Consider the following 17530-nt stretch of genomic DNA (forward strand, 5'->3'; position numbering starts at 1 on the left):
CAGTGTTTATCATTTTTCTTCGATTCTCCGAAAACAAATCCGCCGCCCCTCATTTCATGCCTGCCCACAACGAATGGATCGCTCAGGGTTTCGAAGATGGCATATTTCAATGCGTGGGTTCCCTGACGCCGGACGGCGGTGGCGCTATTCTCGCCGCAGGAGAAAGCCGCGAAGAGATCGAGAGGCGCATCAATGCCGATCCGTTCGTTGAGCACAATGTCGTCATTGCACAGATCGCCGAAGTCGACGTCAAGAAGACGACGCCTGCGCTCGACTTTCTGAAAGCCTGAGCGATGCCGACGCTCTTCACAGGACCCGACGGCGAACCGCGCTGCAAGTGGTCAGGCGCGGCACCGGAGTTCCTAGACTATCATGATAAGGAATGGGGTTTTCCGGTTGCTGACGACACCCGTCTCTTTGAGAAACTCTGCCTTGAGAGTTTCCAGTCCGGATTGAGCTGGCGTACTATTCTGGCCAAGCGGGAGAATTTCAGGGCCGCTTTCGCCGGGTTTGACTATGCGAAAATTGCCGCGTTTGGAGACGCGGATCGTGCGCGATTGATGGAAGATACCGGCATCGTTCGGAACAGGGCCAAGATCGCGGCCACGATCAACAATGCCGGGCGCATGGCCGAGTTGGTTAAGGCTGAAGGATCGCTTGCTGCCTTCGTCTGGAGCTTTGAACCGAAGCGCGAAGAACTGGCCGAGCCACAAACGGTTTCCACGTCCGCAACTTCGCAAGCGCTTTCCAAAGAACTGAAAAAACGCGGTTGGAAATTCCTGGGGCCGACAACGATATTCGCCTTCATGCAGGCCATGGGATTGATCAACGATCATGCAAAAGGCTGTGGTATTAGGAAAAGAGTCGAACAAGCAAGGTCGGAGTTTGTCCGACCGGGCCGCTGAGGGGGCAGGTGAAAAAGCGGTCTTTGGTTCAAGCGCAGCGAATTCACACTTTGTCCCGCATAGCAGCCATCCGAGCAGCTTTTGAGCGTGCTGCACCACCGCAAGTCCGGTTTGAGCCCAAGGTGCGTGATGCTGCAAACCACATGAATGGCAGCTTCAGCACTGCCATAGCTGCTCTCTGGTATCTTTCAATCGTTGTCCTAATCGTGCCGTTTCAGATGGCTCCTTGGTCAAGAGTAATGCTAATAGCAAATTCGGGACAATTCATGAACCCAGAACAGACATTCCAACCAACGTAAAGGCTAAAAGGAAAGGCTGAATGCTCCAGGCAATCGAAATCATCAAAAATACTGTCAGCGCGATGCTGAGCCAACAACGTATGGCGCTTGTACATGTAGCAATGCTTCTAATGTTGAGCGCAAAAAGCACCGCAATTATTATGGAAACGGATCCAAAGTAGATAAGTGTCGCGGTATCACCGCTGAGCAGCGCCCTAAGAGATGTTGCTTCCCGTAGCTGCCATCGCGTTGGAAAAAAAGAAAGATAGGAAACCAAATTATAAGGGAAAAGTGCAACAATCAAAACGATTATCTTTAGTGAGATAACGTCACGGCGGTCTTGCTTGTGAATCAATAGAAATGCTGGCAACCAAACCAAAAGCAACACCAGCAAGAAGTTCGGTATCGTCAGAATTTCTATGGAAAATGGGATAGATAGAGCACTTTCTACAAGTAGCTTTGTTTCAGGATCATTGGCATTGTCGATTTGACTTAACACAATGAAAATTGAGTAAAGCATGTACCAAAGCACTGCCGTGAGAGAGTTGCCAACACCCTCCTTGCCAAGAGCAAGCCGATGCAGCGAACGCGGCCTAAGAAGCGACATGAACAGTATTTTTATTGGCAGTATGACAAAGTCAAAAACACTAGAAAAATGGTTGCTCGTACTATTCGACATGCACATAACCTAGGCTGTTCATTTAGAAACTATCGGATACGTTACAGACTTGCCCAGCGATGTCATCCTCTTGTAAGGAAATTGTTGCAACCCGATTAGTCTAACCGGCCATTTAGCCCGAAAACCTCATTAGAAGACGTTGGTCCTGCCGTAACTAAGGTCCGTTTTGTCCCGCATAACTTCCATCCGAACAGCTTTTGAGCGAGCTGCGCCACCGCAAGCCGGATTTGAGCCCGTAATGTCAAATGCTGTACATTGCAGGAATGTCCGTTTGGGGCCTCGACCATTCCAGAGCACACCCACCGCTAAATTAGCAGCAACTCTGCAGCTCAGCGCTGCCCCGACAGCAATCCTCCATCAAAAAGTTAATTAGCGCACCAATTGTCTTGAAGTCGATCCTATAGGTCAGAGTCCGGGACTGGCGGTCTTTTGTTGCGAAGCCTGACTTCGACAAAGCTGTCAAGTGAAACGACGTTCTTGACGGGCTGGCCCCGATTTTGCGTGCAATTGCACCTGCGCTCATTCCGTCCGGTCCCGCCTCAACCAAAGCCCGTATGACGTCCAAACGATCAGAATTTGAGAGCGCTCCAAAGAGTAAGGCCGCGTCCTTCGAATTCATATTTCAATACCTCTTGAAATATCTGCGTTGGTCTGTACCTTATTTCAAGAATCATTGAAATAAAAGAGGCCATGATGAACACATTGCTTGATCTTCTGGACACCCTTCAACGTCAGGACCACACGCATTCATTGGTATTTGAGACCGCTGACGGTGCAATTTCTCCGGGTTACCATGTCACTGAACTCAGGTATTCTACATCGAAAGGCGTCGACTGCGGCGGCATGATAGAGACATGGTCGGAAGCGAGACTACAGCTTCTCGATGGGCACGGACAAACCCATATGAGCGTTGGCAAGTTCTGCAGCATTGCAACCAAATGCCTTGCGGCAATTCCAGAACTCGCCAGCGCGTCGCTGATGGTCGAGTTTGGGCACGACAACGCAGAACTACGGATTATGTCGCTGCATCATCCCGAGCGTCGAGGAACCCGCGTCGTTGTTGGGCTTGGCAATTCGCGGGCAGTTTGCAAACCGGCCCAAAAGTCCGAACTTGAAAGTGGCGGCAGTGAAGCCTGTTGTGGTCACGACCAAACCGCTGCAAAAACATCTTCCTATAGCTCACCCGATGGGTTGCGGGAAAACGCCAGTCCGTGTTGCGCATAGCCGCCTACGGAACATGATCGAAGGCCAGCACTACGGCGTTAGCCCCAAGTACCTGCACCAGTATGCATGGCTGGAAGACAACCGAAGCACAGACAACGGCACACTAGCGCATGTCGTGGTCAGCAATGCGATGGACGCGCCTGTAAGCGGCAACTGGAAAGGTTATTGGCAGCGGGCTGCTTAAATCGCAGTTTTGACGAATGCGTCAAAAATAAGGCACACTTATGGAAAGACAAAGATAGACTCGCGTTAAAGGCAAAATTCCGCTATTGATGGGATCGTGAGTGGCCGGGCGGGTTCTACCAAAACCCTACCCGGCATTTTCTTAATCGCGCTGTAATCGCGATCACCTACTCACGGTAGCCTCTGATAGCCCTTATAATCAAGGGCAGTCAAGGACGCATTGCAGCGCACAACGTCCGGAAGGGACATATCGATGCAGTATGCAATGAAGCTAATTGAGCATGAAATCCAAGGTAGTCCAGTACAGCAAAGGCAGTCGGATGGCTTTATTAACGCCACCGCGATGTGCCGAGCGGCAGAAAAGCAATGGTTTGACTATAAGCGCCAAAAGACAACAGACCCTTTCCTTGAGGCGCTTAGTGCCGAAACGGGAATTCCCGTTTCGGGTTTGGTAAAGTCGATAAAAGGTGGTGAGCCACATCTACAGGGCACTTGGGTCCATCCGCAGGTCGCGGTTCATTTGGCTCAGTGGTTATCACCAAAATTTGCTGTCATGGTAAGTAAGTGGGTGTACGATTGGCTGAGTGGTCAAGGCACACAATCAGGCTATAGCTATCATTTGAAGCGCTACACTACCAATATGCAGAACGTCCCTTATGGATACTGGTCTATGTTGCAAGAAATGATGATCGGCCTTATCGGCCCGATGGAATCTCGGGGCTATGTGCTGCCTGAAAACCTTTTACCTGACATCTCCGAGGGCAAGATGTTCTGCAAATTCCTTCGCGAGGAACTGCATGTAGATACAGACTCATTGCCCACGTATCGCCACGACTTCGAGGATGGGCGTGTCGTATATCCAAAGGCGTATCCAAATGAATTGCTGCCGGCGTTCCGTGCACACTTTTTTGAGGTCTGGCTGCCGGAAAAATCATTGAATTATTTTCAGGGTCGCGACTCCAAAGCACTTGAATATCTGCCTTATCTGTTACCCAAAAAAGACGCAGCGGAATAGAATTGAGCTGGCCCTAAGGGGCCAGCCTTCACAAACACCTATCCGGCCCAAAGTCCTGCACAACCCGCCCGACATTCTGCTCGCGCTGTAACGCATGACGGACCCGCTTAAGTACATCCGCCTGCACGTCAGCATCCCAGCCCTTACAATCGATTATATGCGCCGCAATGGTCTCATCATCAGTCGGCCCTTGCCGTAGCCTGTCGCGGATCATCAGCTTCAACTCATTCCGCCCGAATAGCTGCTTGTACTTCCCACGCGGCGCGATGCCCTTAGGATCGTCCTGATAGCCGCACAGCACCAGTGCGCGGTCTATGGCGTCCAGATCGGCCTTTAGCGCATCAGCGGCTTTGAGCGCGACCTTGGGCTGGCCTGCTATCTCACCGCGCTTCTTAATCAATCCGTGTATGGTTTCCTGCATACCCGCATTATGGATTCATAGCCTTGTTTTTATAAGGTATGTTGTTGGTGCGTTTGATACATAAGGCCGCCTTATCGCGATCTGCAGCAGGGCCGTCGTCTTGGCGGGGCCTGTATCGCCCCCGCCAGTGGGCCGGTTGCTTAAGTCTGCGCGGCGATGAATGCCGCCAGCTTATCAAAGGCCTGGTTCCAGCCGCCTTCGCCGGCAGAGCCTTCAGGCACGCCGACATGCACCATTGTCATCTGGGTTTTGCCGTTTGCCTCGGATAATTCGATGATCACTTCGGTGATATCTGGGGCCCCTTCGGGCATGCCCATCGTCTGTGGCGGGATGATCGTGCCGTTTTCGTCGCACATGCTTTCGGTATAAACCAGCCGTGAAGGGCTGCTGACCTCTTTATAGACGCCGGTGAACCACATCGACATGGTGCGATCGGGGGTCTTCATCTCCATGCAGACTTTGCGGGTGCCGCCGACAACCACGTCCATTTCGGCAACCGGCACGGTCATGCCCATGGGGCCGTACCATTGTTTGAACAACTCTGGATCAGTCCACATTTTCCAGACCTGCGCAATCGGTGCATCGAATGCGCGCTGTATCTTTACCCAGGTTTGCTGATCACTCATCTTGTTGTTCCTTCATGGTTTTAAGAAGCCCGGCCATCACATCAAAGCGGTTGTCCCAGATATGCCGGTAGCGGTCGGTCCAGCTGGCCACGACCTGCAAGGGTTCGGTATTCAGGGTGCAGGGCCGGAATTGTGCGTCCCGTCCCCGTGTAATCAGACCTGCATCCTCAAGCACCCGAATATGGCGGGATATGGCAGGCAGGCTCATCTCAAACGGTTCGGCCAGGGTGTTGACCGTCGCCTCGCCCTGGGCCAGTCGCGCAAGGATGGCCCGGCGCGTCGGATTGGCCAAGGCCGCAAATGCAGCATCAAGTTGATCTGATTCCTTCATAGAGGCTTTATTACACATATCTATTAATTAACAAATATGTAAAATAATGATTGGGTCAGATTTCCCTGACTTTACAGAGTTCGCACTGGCCAACGGGCGGGCAATCGGATTAGGCTTCGCCATCAGATTAAGAAATTCAAAGGACCCCATCAAATGGCCCAATTGTTACGATTCTCAACCGCTTTGCCCCTTGCGGTGCTTGGCTTTGCTGCCCCTGCCTTTGCGCAGGATGGTCTTTGTGGTGGCAGTGGCTCTAACGGCATCTGGATCGGCGGTGATGAGGCCGCATCAGACATCGCAACCGCTGGCACCTATCAAGAACAGATGGCGCTGGTTCTGGGCGGAAACGAATACGTATCGCTGTTTACGGTCAGCGAAGGGGCTGATGTGCGGGTCGAAGCTGCGGGTCGCGGGGGTGGTGACCCTGTAATCGACCTGCTTGATGCGACAGGCAGCGTGATCCTGTCCGATGACGATTCCGGTGGCAACAGTGCCTCGCGGGCCGAGACCTATCTGGATGCCGGCACATATTGCATGTCTGTACGCAGCTATGATGGCGGGCCGATGACCGCTTTTGTCCGCGTGGGCCGGCAAGAACAAGAGGCCCTGACCGAAGGCGTGAGCTATTCCAGCGGCGGCAGCGCCGATGGCAGCTGTGATGAAGCGACCCCGCTGGGCAGTTTGGGCAGCTCTGCATCGGCATCCGTGGTCGATACCCCCTATTGGAGCTTCACCTTGGACGCCCCGAGCCCGATCAGCATCACGGCAGAAAACCCCAGCGCGGACCCTGTGATCACGCTGTACGGTCCAAATGATAACTACATTGACGACAATGATGATTTTGACGGGCTGAATTCGCGTATCGACGTGGCCGACACACTTGATGCCGGAACTTATTGCATCGCGATGGAAGCGCTGAGCGATGAATATGCCCCGATCACCGTTACCGTCAGCGCCTATGATCCTGAAGAAGCCCTGCAATCGCTTTATGATCGCGGTGATGCGGCCCCGCCACTTGATGGCAGTGTCGATGTCAAAGATCTGGGCCTGCTTGGGTCCCGTATCCGCGAAGATGTGCAGGCCAATGAAGATGTAACCTGGTTCAGCCTCGACGTGGCCGAAAACAGCCTGTTGGTGGTTGAGGCCATTGGCGGCGGTGGCAGCGATCCGTGGCTTGTTGTCTATGATGATCTGGGCCGTCAGATTGGTCAGAACGACGATTACGGTGATGGGCTGGACAGCTTGGTGATGGGCCGTGTGGAACAAGGCACTTACATCATCGGCGTGCGCCAGTTCAGCAATGATCGCGGCTTGATCCGCCTGCTGGCAGAGCGCTACGTGCGGGCTGAATAAGGCTTCGCGCAGAAAAATCGGCCTTCCCGCGTCGGTGGGGAGGCTTCTGCGAACTTACCGCAGATGAATACCGCTTGATCGGTGTTTTGAATATTCGTTTTGACACCGATGAGTTGCACATGCGCAGGGTCTCATATCCGCCCCCGATGATCGGTCATCGGTGATGCTGGGGCTTAACCCAGAAAAAATCACCAAAAAAAGACGCCGCAAACGACGTCCTTGTCTAATCATCTTTTGGCGATTTGGTGTTCTTAAAGAATGACGTTAGCCATCCTTGTAGTAGTAGCTGTATCCGTTCAGCGCAGGCGCGCCGCCCAGATGTGCGTAAAGCACCTTTGATCCTTTGGGGAAGAACCCTTTTTGCGCCAGATCGATCATCCCCTGCATCGATTTGCCCTCATAGACCGGGTCGGTCATCATCGCTTCGGTCTTTGCCGCAAGCCGGATGGCCGCATTGGTTTCCTCGGACGGGACACCGTAGGCAGGGTAGGCGTAGTTCGGGTTGATGTGGATTTCATCTTCGCGGACCTTGCGCCCCAGCCCCACCAGATCGGCGGTGTTATCGACAATCTCGCGCACTTGCGCCCGTGTCTGATCAAGCGTGCCAGACGCGTCGATCCCAATCACCCGGTCCGCCCGGTCTTGCGCCGCAAAGCCGACGATCATGCCCCCTTGGGTCGAGCCGGTGACGACGCAGACAACGATATAGTCAAACTTGAAGCCCAGCGCGGCCTCTTGTTCGGCGACCTCTTCGGCAAAGCCGATATAGCCCAAAGCGCCGTATTTATGCACCGATGCACCTGCGGGGATCGCGTAGGGTTTGCCGCCCGCGTCCTTGACCGATTGGATCGCGTCCTCCCATGATTGGCGGATGCCGATGTCAAACCCGTCATCAACCAATCGGCTGTCTGCACCCATCAGACGGGTCAGCATGATATTCCCAACCCGGTCATAGACCGCGTCGTGATGCGGCACCCATTTTTCCTGAATGACCACGCATTTCATGCCGATCTTGGCGGCTGTGGCGGCCACCATCCGTGTGTGGTTCGACTGCACTCCGCCGATCGAGACCAGCGTGTCCGCACCGCTCGCGATGGCGTCGGGGACGATGTATTCCAGCTTGCGCAGCTTGTTGCCGCCAAAGGCCAGGCCTGAATTGCAGTCTTCCCGTTTGGCATAAAATTCCACATCGGCCCCCACGGCCGCGGTCAGGCGGGGCAGATGTTCGATGGCGGTTTTGCCAAAGGTCAGGGGGTAGCGCTCGAATTTGTCGAGCAGCGACATGGGGCGGGTCTCCTGTTGTGTTTTGAAGAGCGTAACAGGCAACGGGCGAAATGTGTTTTCAAAGAAGGCCTTCTGTTTTCATCCATGGGTCGTCATGGTAGTGTTGGTGGATAGGTTTATCTCACATAGGCAATAGAAATGGAAGATTCTTCCTCAATCGATCTGGATCGAATCGACCGGAACATTCTGCGCCATCTGCAATCTGATGGGCGCTTGACCAATGCCGAGCTGGCCAAGGCTGTCAATGTCAGCCCGGCCACATGCCATAGGCGCACGCAGGCTTTGGTTGAGGGTGGCCATATTGCAAAGACCATGGCGCATGTGAACCCGGCCTCGGTGGATCTGGGCACGCTTGTGATGGTCGGGGTGATCCTTGACCGGTCCACCCCCGATAGTTTCGCCGCGTTTGAGCAGGCGGTCGACGGGATGAAAGAGCTGCTGGACTGCCACCTTGTCGCGGGGGATTTTGACTATCTTCTCAAAATCAGGGTCCGGGACATGAACAGTTTCAACGCGCTGCACACGAAAATGCTGATTGCATTGCCCGGCGTGCGGCAAATCAGGACGTTCTTTGTTCTCAAGGAAATCAAAGAAAACGCCCCGCTTGCTTTTTGATCTAACGTCCGAACGTATCAGCCAGCAGCCTGGCCAAAGTGGGCTGGTCAAGATAGCCGGTCGATGACAGCCCGTGCCGGGTCTGATAGCGGCTGATCGCGCCGCGGGTGTCGCGGTCAAAGCGGCCATCAACGCGCCCGGGGTTAAAGCCAAGCTGGTCCAGCCGGTTTTCAATCAAACGGGCCACAACCGGGTTGATGTTCAGCGCACGCTCGCGCGCGGCGGCGGCATCCGTGTCATCGTCCAAGGCGTCCAGCTTGCTGCGCGCCTCTTCCGCAAAGATGCCTTCGGGATAGCGGTCCAGATAGGCACGATACCCGGCCTCATCATCGCGGGCGCCGGTTTCTTCCCAATAGGCGCGCTCAAGGTTCAGGGCCTCTTCGCGGGCGCGGGCCTCTTCGGCCTCAATCTCGGCGGTGCGGCGGCTAGCCTGAGCGTCCAGACGGTTGATTTGTTGGGCGGTCAGAAACCCGGTCTGGGCAAAGCCATTGGTTTGCTGCCAGTTGCGGATCGCCCCGCGCGTGCCCGAACCAAAGATCCCATCTACGCCGCGCGTATTGAAATCCATCAAGGTCAGGTTGCGCTGGATGTTGCGCCGTTCGTTCCGGGTCAGTTCAAGCGCGTCTTCGGCGATCTCGGCCAGGCGAAGGGGATCGTTTTCAATCGCATCCAGGCGGCGCCGTGCCTCGCGTGCAAAGGGGCTTTCGGGATAAGCAAATAGGAAATCACGATAGCTGTCGGCGGTGTTTTCGGCCTGCGCTGCGTTCCATTCGCTCAAGGCATCAGGACGGGCGGGAACCGGCGCGGGGGCAGGGGCCTCGGGGCGAAATGCCAAAGCGCGGGGCGCGTAACCGGCAATATTCAGGCCACGCGAATTGCGTGCAAAATCCATCGCGTCACCGCCGGGCACAGTGATCGCCTCAGTCACAACACCGTCGGTAAAGTCAGGTTCGCCGTAAAAGACTGTCACGCCTTGCGGGATATCCAGCGGGCCAACACCCTGGCGCAGATATGATCCGATGGGCGTATCAGCATCCTGATCATAACCCAGGATCAGGACGGCCTGACCGGGGGTTTGGGCCAAAACCTGCAACACGCTGTCAAGCGGCACGGCATCACCCATGCCAAAAAGGGTCGGGCGCGCCGCGTCTGACGGCAACAGCCAGCTGCGGTCGCCATCGGTCACGAACCGGCCGGCCAGCCCCACAATCACCCGATCAGCATCGCCCGCATCAACTGCAAAACGCTGCAAGGCGCGCAGCATCGCATCGCTTTGCCCATTGGCCAGACTGTTCACCTGATAGCCCGCATCCCGTAGGGCCGTTGCACCATTGAGCACATCAAGCCCATTTCCAACCCGGCGAAATTCATCATATCGGTCTACGCCCATCAAAAGGGCCGTATCTTCGGCCCAAGCGGGCAAGGCGAGGGCCGAAAGCAGGGCCATCAAGATACGTTTACGCATTGCGCGTCTCCTTATCGTTCACGTCTCATAGCTGCGCCGATCCTCTATCACGAGGCCATCGCGCGGCAGCGTATCCGGGGCGAGGCACTGCACCTCGCCCTTCAATTTCAATATATCCCGAACGGCATCGGCCGCGGCGGTCTGATCAAGCTGGCCTTCAAACTGCACGATCATCGTATCTGTATCACCGGCACGGTCGGCAATCACCCGGGCGCGGTCGGCCCCGGTCTTTTTGACCAGATCGGCGACCTGTTCGGGGCGGACAAACATGCCCTTGATCTTAGTGGTTTGATCGGCACGGCCCATCCAGCCCTTGATACGCATATTTGTGCGTCCGCAGGGGCTGCCCCCCGGCAGAACAGCAGACATATCGCCCGTCGCAAAGCGGATCAGCGGATAATCAGGGTTAAGCGATGTAACAACCACCTCGCCCACCTCGCCCGCAGGCACCGGATCGCCCGTGCCGGGGGTGACGATCTCAAGGATGACACCTTCATCGACGATCATGCCCGCGCCCGGCGCCGTCTCATAGGCCAGATGGCCCAGATCGGCAGTGGCGTAGCATTGCATGCAGGTGATGCCGCGATCCTGGTAGTATTGGCGCAGCTGCGGAAACAGCGCCCCGCCCGACACAGCGGCCTTGGTGATCGCCAGCTGAACGCCCATCTCATCGGCCTTTTCAAGGATCACCTTCAGGTAATCCGGCGTGCCCGCATAAGCGGTTGTGCCAATATCGGCAGCGGCGCGCACCTGCAGCTCGGTCTGGCCTGTTCCGGCAGGCAACACCTTGGCCCCCACGGCGCGGGCACCGTTTTCAAACATCATTCCCGCCGGGGTCAGATGATAGCCAAAGCAGTTCTGCACAATATCATCGGCACCAATCCCGCAAGCATGCAGAAACCGGCCAAAGCGCCACCAATCATGGGAAACACCGCCCGGCTCATAGATCGGGCCGGGGGACTGGAACACATGGGTATAGTCGCCCATCAGAGCCCCGCCAAAGGGGGGCGTTTCCTTCTGCCATGCATGTAAGGTGGATTTGCGCAGCACCGGAAAGCGCACCAAATCGGCAAGGGCACTGATCTGACCGCTGGGAAAACATGGTCCGGCATGGGCCTGCACACGGGCGATCAACGCCTGAAGCCGGACCAATTGGTCGGCCTCGCGTTCGGCGCTGGGACGTGTCTCCAGATCATCAAAATAGGTCGTCATTGCGGTCTCCTGTCCTGCATCAAGGGCGATGCGGACATGCACCTAGCTAGGGTCCGCAGGCCGTGTTATTCAATAGCATGACCGCCCGCATGGCGCGGACATGCAGCTTTTGGCGCTGTCACTTATGGCGATCGACCCTTAACCTGAGGCATCAACTATCACTTTTCGCCTTCGACCAAAGGAAGAGGCAGCGACACAGTGATCCAGGTTTAAGGTCGATTGCATTAGCCTTTCGGATCAGGCCAGCCAGCGTTTTCGGCGGCGGTAACTGCGCACATCGCGAAATGATTTACGGCCCTCGTCTGACATGCCCAGATAGAACTCTTTCACATCCGGGTTCTCGCGCAGCTCATCTGCGGGGCCCTCCATCACGACACGGCCGCTTTCAAGAATATAGCCTTGATGGGCAAAACGCAGGGCCACATTGGTGTTCTGTTCGGCCAGCAGAAAGGACACGCCTTCCTGCTCATTAAGGTTCTTCACGATGGTGAAAATCTCTTCCACCAATTGCGGGGCTAGACCCATTGAGGGCTCATCCAGCAGGATCATCTCGGGGCGGGACATCAACGCGCGGCCGATGGCGCACATCTGTTGCTCACCGCCAGAGGTATATCCGGCCTGTGATTTGCGGCGCTCTTTGAGGCGGGGGAAATAGGTGTAGACCATATCCAGATCAGCACTGACCGCGCTGCCGCCATCACTGCGGGTATAAGCGCCGGTCAGCAGGTTTTCCTCGACGGTCAGATGTTCAAAACAATGGCGGCCTTCCATGACCTGAATGACGCCTTTCTTGACCAACGCTTCGGGCGACAGGTCCTGCACGCGTTCCCCACGGTAGGTGATCGCACCTTTTGTGACCTCACCGCGTTCCGAATGCAAAAGGTTCGAAATCGCCTTGAGCGTCGTGGTTTTGCCCGCACCGTTGCCGCCGAGCAAAGCGGTAATCCCACCTTTGGGCACCGTTAGCGACACACCTTTCAGCACAAGGATCACGTGATTATAGATCACCTCGATATTATTGACCTCCAACAGGGTCTCGGTCTTGGCAGCATCCAGCATCTTATCGCCCTCTTGGCCTTCTTATTTCGCCAAAATACTCAAATTGCGCAGGTGGCAGCGGGTGCCGCCGCCTGCATTTGTTAGATTACAGGCACCCCGGGGTGATGCTGTTTTCTGCGGCAAAGGCGGCCGAATCCTCGGCCACAAGGGGCGAGATGACGGCATCATCAGGGGCTATGAAATCGGTCAATGGCTCCCATGTGCTGCTGGAGGCATTCCATTGCTGCACAAGGCCCTGACCAGCGCCGCCGTGATCAGCGCAGGATACACTGAACTCCGGCCCAATGCCTTCCATGCCCAGCTCGGCCATGCGCGCATCGGTGATCTCCAGTGCTTCCATACCGTCACGAACCATGGCCGGGGTCACATCCGCAACGCCATGGATTTCCTGGGCCTTGGCAATCGCCTCGGCGGCCAGCATCGCAGCATACATGCCCCGGACATACAGGACCGAGCCCATGTTCGATCCATCCCCGGCCGCATTACCAGCGTCATGCACCAATGATGTGATCTCAGCCAGCACCGGGTAATCGACAACGCGGTTCATGTTCAGCGACTTATAACCATTGGCCGCTGCGCCTGCTGGGGTGACATCATGTTCCGCGCCAGCCCACCAGTTGCCAATGAAGTTCTCCATCGGAAAGCCGATATTGGCGGCCTCTTGCACGGCAACCTGGTTCATCACGCCCCAACCCCACATCAGGACATAATCCGGACGCTCACGACGGATTTGCAACCACTGGGATTTTTGTTCCTGACCGGGATGATCCACAGCCAATTGGGACAATTCAAACCCATGCATATCCGACAATGCCTCAAGCGTGCGGATCGGTTCTTTGCCATAGGCCGAGTTGTGATAGACTAGCGCGATAGATTTGCCGTTCAGATCGCCGCCATTCTCATCCAGCAAATAATTCACAGCGACCGAGGCCGCATCCCAGTAATTGGCCGGATAGTTGAACACCCAGTTGAACACTTCACCATTGGCAGCCGAGGTGCGGCCATAACCCATGGTGTGGATCGGGATTTCGTCAGCGGTGGCTTTCGGGATCAGCTGATAGGTGATGCCGGTGGACAGCGGTTGATAAATCAACGCGCCTTCGCCCTTGGTGGACTCGTAGCATTCCACGCCGCGCTCAGTGTTATAGCCGGTCTCGCATTCCACGATGCGGACAGGCTCACCGCCGATGCCGCCATCGCGGGCGTTGAGCAGATTAAAGTAATCCTGATAGCCGTCCGAAAACGGGGTGCCCCCCGCCGCATAAGGGCCGGTGCGATAGCTCAGATCAGGAATGACCAGATCCGCCAGTGCCGGACCAGAGGCAACAGCCCCCGCAAGGGCCATTGCGGCCAGTGTCTTCGTCTTCATCGGTTTTCTCCTCCCATAGATAATTCCGATTGTCGTCGTGTCATGCCGTCCCGGACTTGATCCGGGACCTCAATATGGAAACGGCCAGAGCCGCAGTTTTTCCTTCGCCAGACGCCAAAGCTGGGCCAGGCCATGCGGTTCTTTGATCAAAAAGAACATGATCAGCGCGCCGATAATCACCAATTGGAAATGGGCGACCAGATCGGTGGGCCAGCCCAGCCAATCGACGCCCACAACCTTCAGCGCCACGGGCAGGATCACCAGAAAAGCGGCACCCGCAAAGCTGCCAAAAAGGCTGCCAAGGCCGCCAATGATGATCATGAACAGGACGAGGAACGACTTTTGAATGCCAAAGGCCTCGCCCACCTCAACCGCGCCCAGATAGACCGCAAAGAACAACGCGCCCGAGATGCCGATAAAAAACGATGACACCGCAAAGGCGGTCAGCTTGGCCTTCAGCGGGTTCACCCCGATAATCTCGGCCGCGATATCCATGTCGCGAATGGCCATCCAGGTCCGGCCAATCGTGCCGCGGGTCAGGTTGCGGGCAATCAGGGCACAGAGTGTCAGGAACACCAGACAAATCAGATATTGCGCCCAAGGGGCGGTATTGGGGCCAGTGACGGCAAAGCCCGCCACAAAACGCTCTGGCGCGTTGATCTGGCCCGAGGCCGAATAATTGTAGAACCAACTGACCTTATTGAACAGCCAGACCAAAAAGAACTGCGCGGCCAGGGTCGCCACCGCCAGGTAAAAGCCCTTGATACGCAGGCTGGGGAGGCCGAAGGCAGCCCCGACAGCGGCCGTGATCCCACCGGCCAGAATGATGTGAATGATGATGGACACATCCGGAAATGCGGTCATCAGTTTGTAGCAGGCATAGGCCCCGACAGCCATAAACCCGCCCGTGCCCAGGCTGACCTGTCCGCAATAGCCCGTCAGGATATTCAGCCCAATCGCGGCAATCGCATAGATCAGAAACGGCACAAAAATCGCATTGGCCCAGTAATCATTGATCAGGAACGGGATAACGCCAAAAGCCACCACCATCGTGGCCCAAAACCCGATCCGATCAAACTTGATCGGAAAGGTCTGATTGTCGGCCACATAAGAGGTCTTGAAGTCACCAGCTTCGCGATACAGCATCAAAATCTCCCTTTCGGCGCGTGGGTTTCACCCACCCTACACACCGCCCGTAGGGTGGGTGAAACCCACGCATTATGAACCCAAACCCCAATCACGAAATCTGCCGCCCTGCGCTGGGCCGCGGCACTTCGCCAGAGCCCATTGGCCGATGTCCGGGCCCAAGGGTGTCCCGCCCCGCAGTTGCGCGCGGCACGGCAGATGGGCGTTTGTCGGTCAGTGCATCCCGGGCGCGGGATACGCCGCCCGAACTCATCAAGCCGATCAAGGCCAACAGCCCCGCGACGATGGCGACGCCGCCAAAGATGATCAGCCCCCAGATATAACCGCCACCCGCTGTTTCCGCCTCGATCATGGCGAGCAGGCACCACAGGAATAAAAGCAGACCTGCCAACGCCAGCGCAAAACACCCGGCAGTGCGTAACCCCCAAATCATATCACCCTCCTGTGGTCTTGTGTCAGACACGTTCAATAATCCGCTCCCCAAATAGCCCCTGCGGGCGGAACACCAGGAACAGCAGCGCCAGCATATAGGCGAACCAGTTTTCCGTAGCCCCGCCCAGGAAGGGCGCGCCGATTGTATATTCGAACAGTTTCTCGCCGACCCCGATGATCAGCCCGCCAACGATGGCGCCGGGGATCGATGTGAATCCACCCAGCATCAACACCGGCAGCGCCTTGAGCGCGATCAGCGACAGCGAAAACTGCACACCCGATTTGGCCCCCCACATCACACCGGCGACCATCGCCACGATCCCGGCCAGCGACCAGACCAGCACCCAGATATAGTTCAGCGATATCCCAACGGACAAAGCGGCCTGATGGTCATCCGCGACGGCCCGCATCGCGCGGCCTTGTTTGGTGTATTGGGCAAAGGCGATCAGGCTGATCACAAGGATGATCGCCACCACGGTTGCTACCATGTCCAGCTTGTCGATAAAAAACCCGTAGAAATCATCGCCGCCCAAACCCGAGGTGATATCCTCGACCCAGAATGATCCGCCTTGCGGTAAGCCCAACGCGATGGTCTTGATGTCCGACCCCCACATCAAATCGCCCACGCCTTCCAGGAAATAGGCAAGGCCAATGGTCGCCATGAACAGGATGATCGGCTCTTGCCCGACCAGATGGCGGAACACGAAATGCTGCACGGCCGAGGCGAAGGCAATCATCACCAGCACCGTCAGGAAGATGGCCAAAAGGGCCGGGACCTCCCACCCGAAATGATGGATTTTCGTGCCAAAGATTGCGTTGATCAAATGGGCAAAGGGCACCTGGCCTTCCATGATGCCCACAAGGGTCAGGGCGGCGAAAAGGGCCATCACCCCTTGGGCGTAGTTGAAGATGCCGGAGGCTTTGAAGATCAGCACAAAGCCCAGCGCCACCAGTGCATAAAGCACCCCTGCCATCAGCCCGTTGATGACAACTTCGATCCCATAGAGAAAATCAGCGGACATGGGCCACCTCCTGCACGGTGTGTGTACAGGTGCTGTACGGGTTCTGTACGCAATCTGGCTGCTTGAAATCAGTCATGCGCCACCCCCAGATAGGCATCGATCACCTCTTGGTTGCCACGCACCTCATCAGGCGTGCCATCACCAATCTTGCGCCCGTAATCCATCACAACAACCCGGTCGGACAGGTCCATCACAACGCCCATATCGTGCTCGATCAGCGCGATGGTTGTGCCAAACTCATCATTCACATCCAGAATAAAGCGGGACATGTCCTCTTTCTCTTCGACATTCATACCCGCCATCGGTTCATCGAGCAGCAACAGCTTCGGTTCGGCCGCCAGCGCGCGGGCCAGTTCGACCCGCTTTTTCAGCCCATAGGGCAAGCGGCCCACAGGGGTTTTGCGGATTGCCTGAATCTCAAGAAAATCAATGATTTGCTCGACTTTTTCGCGGTTTTCTACCTCTTCGCGTTCGGCCTTGCCGCGCCAGATCGCCTGGGACAGCATATTGCTTTTCATATGGGTCAAACGGCCGGTCATGACGTTGTTCAGAACGCTCATCCCTTCAAAAAGGGCGATGTTCTGAAAGGTGCGGGCAATGCCCAGACGGGCGACCTGATAGGGCTTCATCGGCGGGCGCTTTTGGCCACGAAACCACACCTCGCCGTCTTGGGGGTGATAAAAGCCCGAGATGACATTCAGCATCGATGACTTGCCCGCACCATTCGGCCCGATAATGGCGCGGATCTCACCCTCGCGGATGTCAAAGGAAATATCTTTGATCGCCTCAACCCCGCCAAAGCGAAGAGTGATATTTTTCATATCCATCAGTATGTTACCGATGGTGCGACCGTCCTCTGTGACATAGCTTTGATCTAGCATAAGCCTCTCCGCCAAAAGATACGCGCTTTC

At 56.0% G+C, this 17530-nt stretch carries 20 protein-coding genes and 1 pseudogene; 7 read left to right on the forward strand and 14 right to left on the reverse strand.

Annotated features, from left to right (window positions below; translation table 11 throughout):
* Positions 1 to 2 precede the first annotated feature (2 nt).
* Positions 3 to 290 (forward strand): YciI family protein, encoded by a 288-nt coding sequence (locus AABB29_RS08465; protein ID WP_341367347.1) that lies wholly within the window; start codon positions 3 to 5, stop codon positions 288 to 290.
* 3 nt (positions 291 to 293) lie between these two features.
* Complete coding sequence (locus AABB29_RS08470; RefSeq protein ID WP_341367346.1) at positions 294 to 905, forward strand: DNA-3-methyladenine glycosylase I; 612 nt, start codon at positions 294 to 296, stop codon at positions 903 to 905.
* A 264-nt stretch (positions 906 to 1169) separates the two neighbouring features.
* On the opposite strand, the gene AABB29_RS08475 is transcribed toward AABB29_RS08470, so the two are convergent.
* Both AABB29_RS08475 and AABB29_RS08480 read right to left on the reverse strand, forming a co-directional pair.
* On the reverse strand, positions 1170 to 1862 hold the full coding sequence (locus AABB29_RS08475; protein WP_341367345.1) for a hypothetical protein: 693 nt from the start codon (positions 1860 to 1862) through the stop codon (positions 1170 to 1172).
* Positions 1863 to 2172: 310 nt separating this feature from the next.
* Complete coding sequence (locus AABB29_RS08480; RefSeq protein ID WP_373636877.1) at positions 2173 to 2481, reverse strand: ArsR/SmtB family transcription factor; 309 nt, start codon at positions 2479 to 2481, stop codon at positions 2173 to 2175.
* 74 nt (positions 2482 to 2555) lie between these two features.
* Between AABB29_RS08480 and AABB29_RS08485 the strand changes: the two genes are divergently transcribed.
* The 3 genes and pseudogenes from AABB29_RS08485 to AABB29_RS08495 all read left to right on the forward strand — a co-directional run bounded on the left by AABB29_RS08485 (position 2556) and on the right by AABB29_RS08495 (position 4284).
* A complete protein-coding gene (locus AABB29_RS08485; protein WP_373636911.1) occupies positions 2556 to 3086 on the forward strand; it encodes a DUF6428 family protein in 531 nt (176 codons plus the stop codon).
* A pseudogene (locus AABB29_RS08490) lies at positions 3085 to 3270 on the forward strand (IS1595 family transposase); the annotation flags it as partial. The gene AABB29_RS08485 and the pseudogene AABB29_RS08490, both read left to right, overlap by 2 nt.
* Positions 3271 to 3522: 252 nt before the next feature.
* On the forward strand, positions 3523 to 4284 hold the full coding sequence (locus AABB29_RS08495) for a KilA-N domain-containing protein (protein ID WP_341367343.1): 762 nt from the start codon (positions 3523 to 3525) through the stop codon (positions 4282 to 4284).
* Positions 4285 to 4312: 28 nt separating this feature from the next.
* On the opposite strand, the gene AABB29_RS08500 is transcribed toward AABB29_RS08495, so the two are convergent.
* The 3 genes from AABB29_RS08500 to AABB29_RS08510 form a co-directional block, all read right to left on the reverse strand.
* Entirely contained in the window at positions 4313 to 4684 is a 372-nt protein-coding gene (locus AABB29_RS08500; protein ID WP_341367342.1) for a hypothetical protein, read from the reverse strand.
* 161 nt (positions 4685 to 4845) lie between these two features.
* Positions 4846 to 5331, reverse strand: coding sequence for an SRPBCC domain-containing protein (locus AABB29_RS08505; protein WP_341367341.1), 486 nt, complete (start codon positions 5329 to 5331; stop codon positions 4846 to 4848).
* Positions 5324 to 5662: a metalloregulator ArsR/SmtB family transcription factor gene (locus AABB29_RS08510; protein WP_341367340.1), complete on the reverse strand. Its 339-nt coding sequence runs from the start codon at positions 5660 to 5662 to the stop codon at positions 5324 to 5326. The genes AABB29_RS08505 and AABB29_RS08510 overlap by 8 nt, the downstream gene beginning before the upstream one ends.
* Positions 5663 to 5815: 153 nt before the next feature.
* On the opposite strand from AABB29_RS08510, the gene AABB29_RS08515 reads away from it, so the two are divergent.
* Positions 5816 to 7015 (forward strand): DVUA0089 family protein, encoded by a 1200-nt coding sequence (locus AABB29_RS08515; RefSeq protein WP_341367339.1) that lies wholly within the window; start codon positions 5816 to 5818, stop codon positions 7013 to 7015.
* Between the two features lie 264 nt (positions 7016 to 7279).
* Here the strand turns inward: AABB29_RS08515 and AABB29_RS08520 are convergent, their stop codons facing one another.
* Positions 7280 to 8299 (reverse strand): 1-aminocyclopropane-1-carboxylate deaminase, encoded by a 1020-nt coding sequence (locus AABB29_RS08520; protein ID WP_341367338.1) that lies wholly within the window; start codon positions 8297 to 8299, stop codon positions 7280 to 7282.
* A gap of 138 nt (positions 8300 to 8437) precedes the next feature.
* Here AABB29_RS08520 and AABB29_RS08525 point away from each other — a divergent pair, with 138 nt between their 5' ends.
* On the forward strand, positions 8438 to 8914 hold the full coding sequence (locus tag AABB29_RS08525) for an Lrp/AsnC ligand binding domain-containing protein (protein WP_341367337.1): 477 nt from the start codon (positions 8438 to 8440) through the stop codon (positions 8912 to 8914).
* A gap of 1 nt (position 8915) precedes the next feature.
* Here the strand turns inward: AABB29_RS08525 and AABB29_RS08530 are convergent, their stop codons facing one another.
* From AABB29_RS08530 to AABB29_RS08565, 8 genes are all read right to left on the reverse strand, one after another.
* Positions 8916 to 10379, reverse strand: a complete 1464-nt coding sequence (locus tag AABB29_RS08530; RefSeq protein ID WP_341367336.1) for a peptidoglycan-binding protein — start codon at positions 10377 to 10379, stop codon at positions 8916 to 8918.
* Positions 10380 to 10397: 18 nt separating this feature from the next.
* Positions 10398 to 11591, reverse strand: coding sequence for a phenylacetate--CoA ligase family protein (locus AABB29_RS08535; protein ID WP_341367335.1), 1194 nt, complete (start codon positions 11589 to 11591; stop codon positions 10398 to 10400).
* A 237-nt stretch (positions 11592 to 11828) separates the two neighbouring features.
* Positions 11829 to 12650 carry an ABC transporter ATP-binding protein gene (locus tag AABB29_RS08540; RefSeq protein ID WP_341367334.1) on the reverse strand — a complete coding sequence of 274 codons (822 nt, stop codon included), beginning with the start codon at positions 12648 to 12650 and terminating at the stop codon, positions 11829 to 11831.
* Positions 12651 to 12735: 85 nt separating this feature from the next.
* Positions 12736 to 14019 (reverse strand): ABC transporter substrate-binding protein, encoded by a 1284-nt coding sequence (locus tag AABB29_RS08545; protein ID WP_341367333.1) that lies wholly within the window; start codon positions 14017 to 14019, stop codon positions 12736 to 12738.
* Between the two features lie 69 nt (positions 14020 to 14088).
* Positions 14089 to 15165: a branched-chain amino acid ABC transporter permease gene (locus AABB29_RS08550; RefSeq protein WP_341367332.1), complete on the reverse strand. Its 1077-nt coding sequence runs from the start codon at positions 15163 to 15165 to the stop codon at positions 14089 to 14091.
* Positions 15166 to 15256: 91 nt separating this feature from the next.
* Positions 15257 to 15598, reverse strand: a complete 342-nt coding sequence (locus AABB29_RS08555) for a hypothetical protein (RefSeq protein ID WP_341367331.1) — start codon at positions 15596 to 15598, stop codon at positions 15257 to 15259.
* Between the two features lie 22 nt (positions 15599 to 15620).
* The gene (locus AABB29_RS08560; protein WP_341367330.1) at positions 15621 to 16619 is read right to left on the reverse strand and encodes a branched-chain amino acid ABC transporter permease; all 999 of its coding nucleotides are present in this window, start codon (positions 16617 to 16619) and stop codon (positions 15621 to 15623) included.
* A gap of 68 nt (positions 16620 to 16687) precedes the next feature.
* On the reverse strand, positions 16688 to 17500 hold the full coding sequence (locus AABB29_RS08565) for an ABC transporter ATP-binding protein (RefSeq protein WP_341367329.1): 813 nt from the start codon (positions 17498 to 17500) through the stop codon (positions 16688 to 16690).
* Positions 17501 to 17530 lie beyond the last annotated feature (30 nt).

Origin of the sequence: Yoonia sp. BS5-3 (assembly GCF_038069655.2) — a bacterium.
In the GTDB taxonomy this organism is placed as follows: domain Bacteria; phylum Pseudomonadota; class Alphaproteobacteria; order Rhodobacterales; family Rhodobacteraceae; genus Yoonia; species Yoonia phaeophyticola.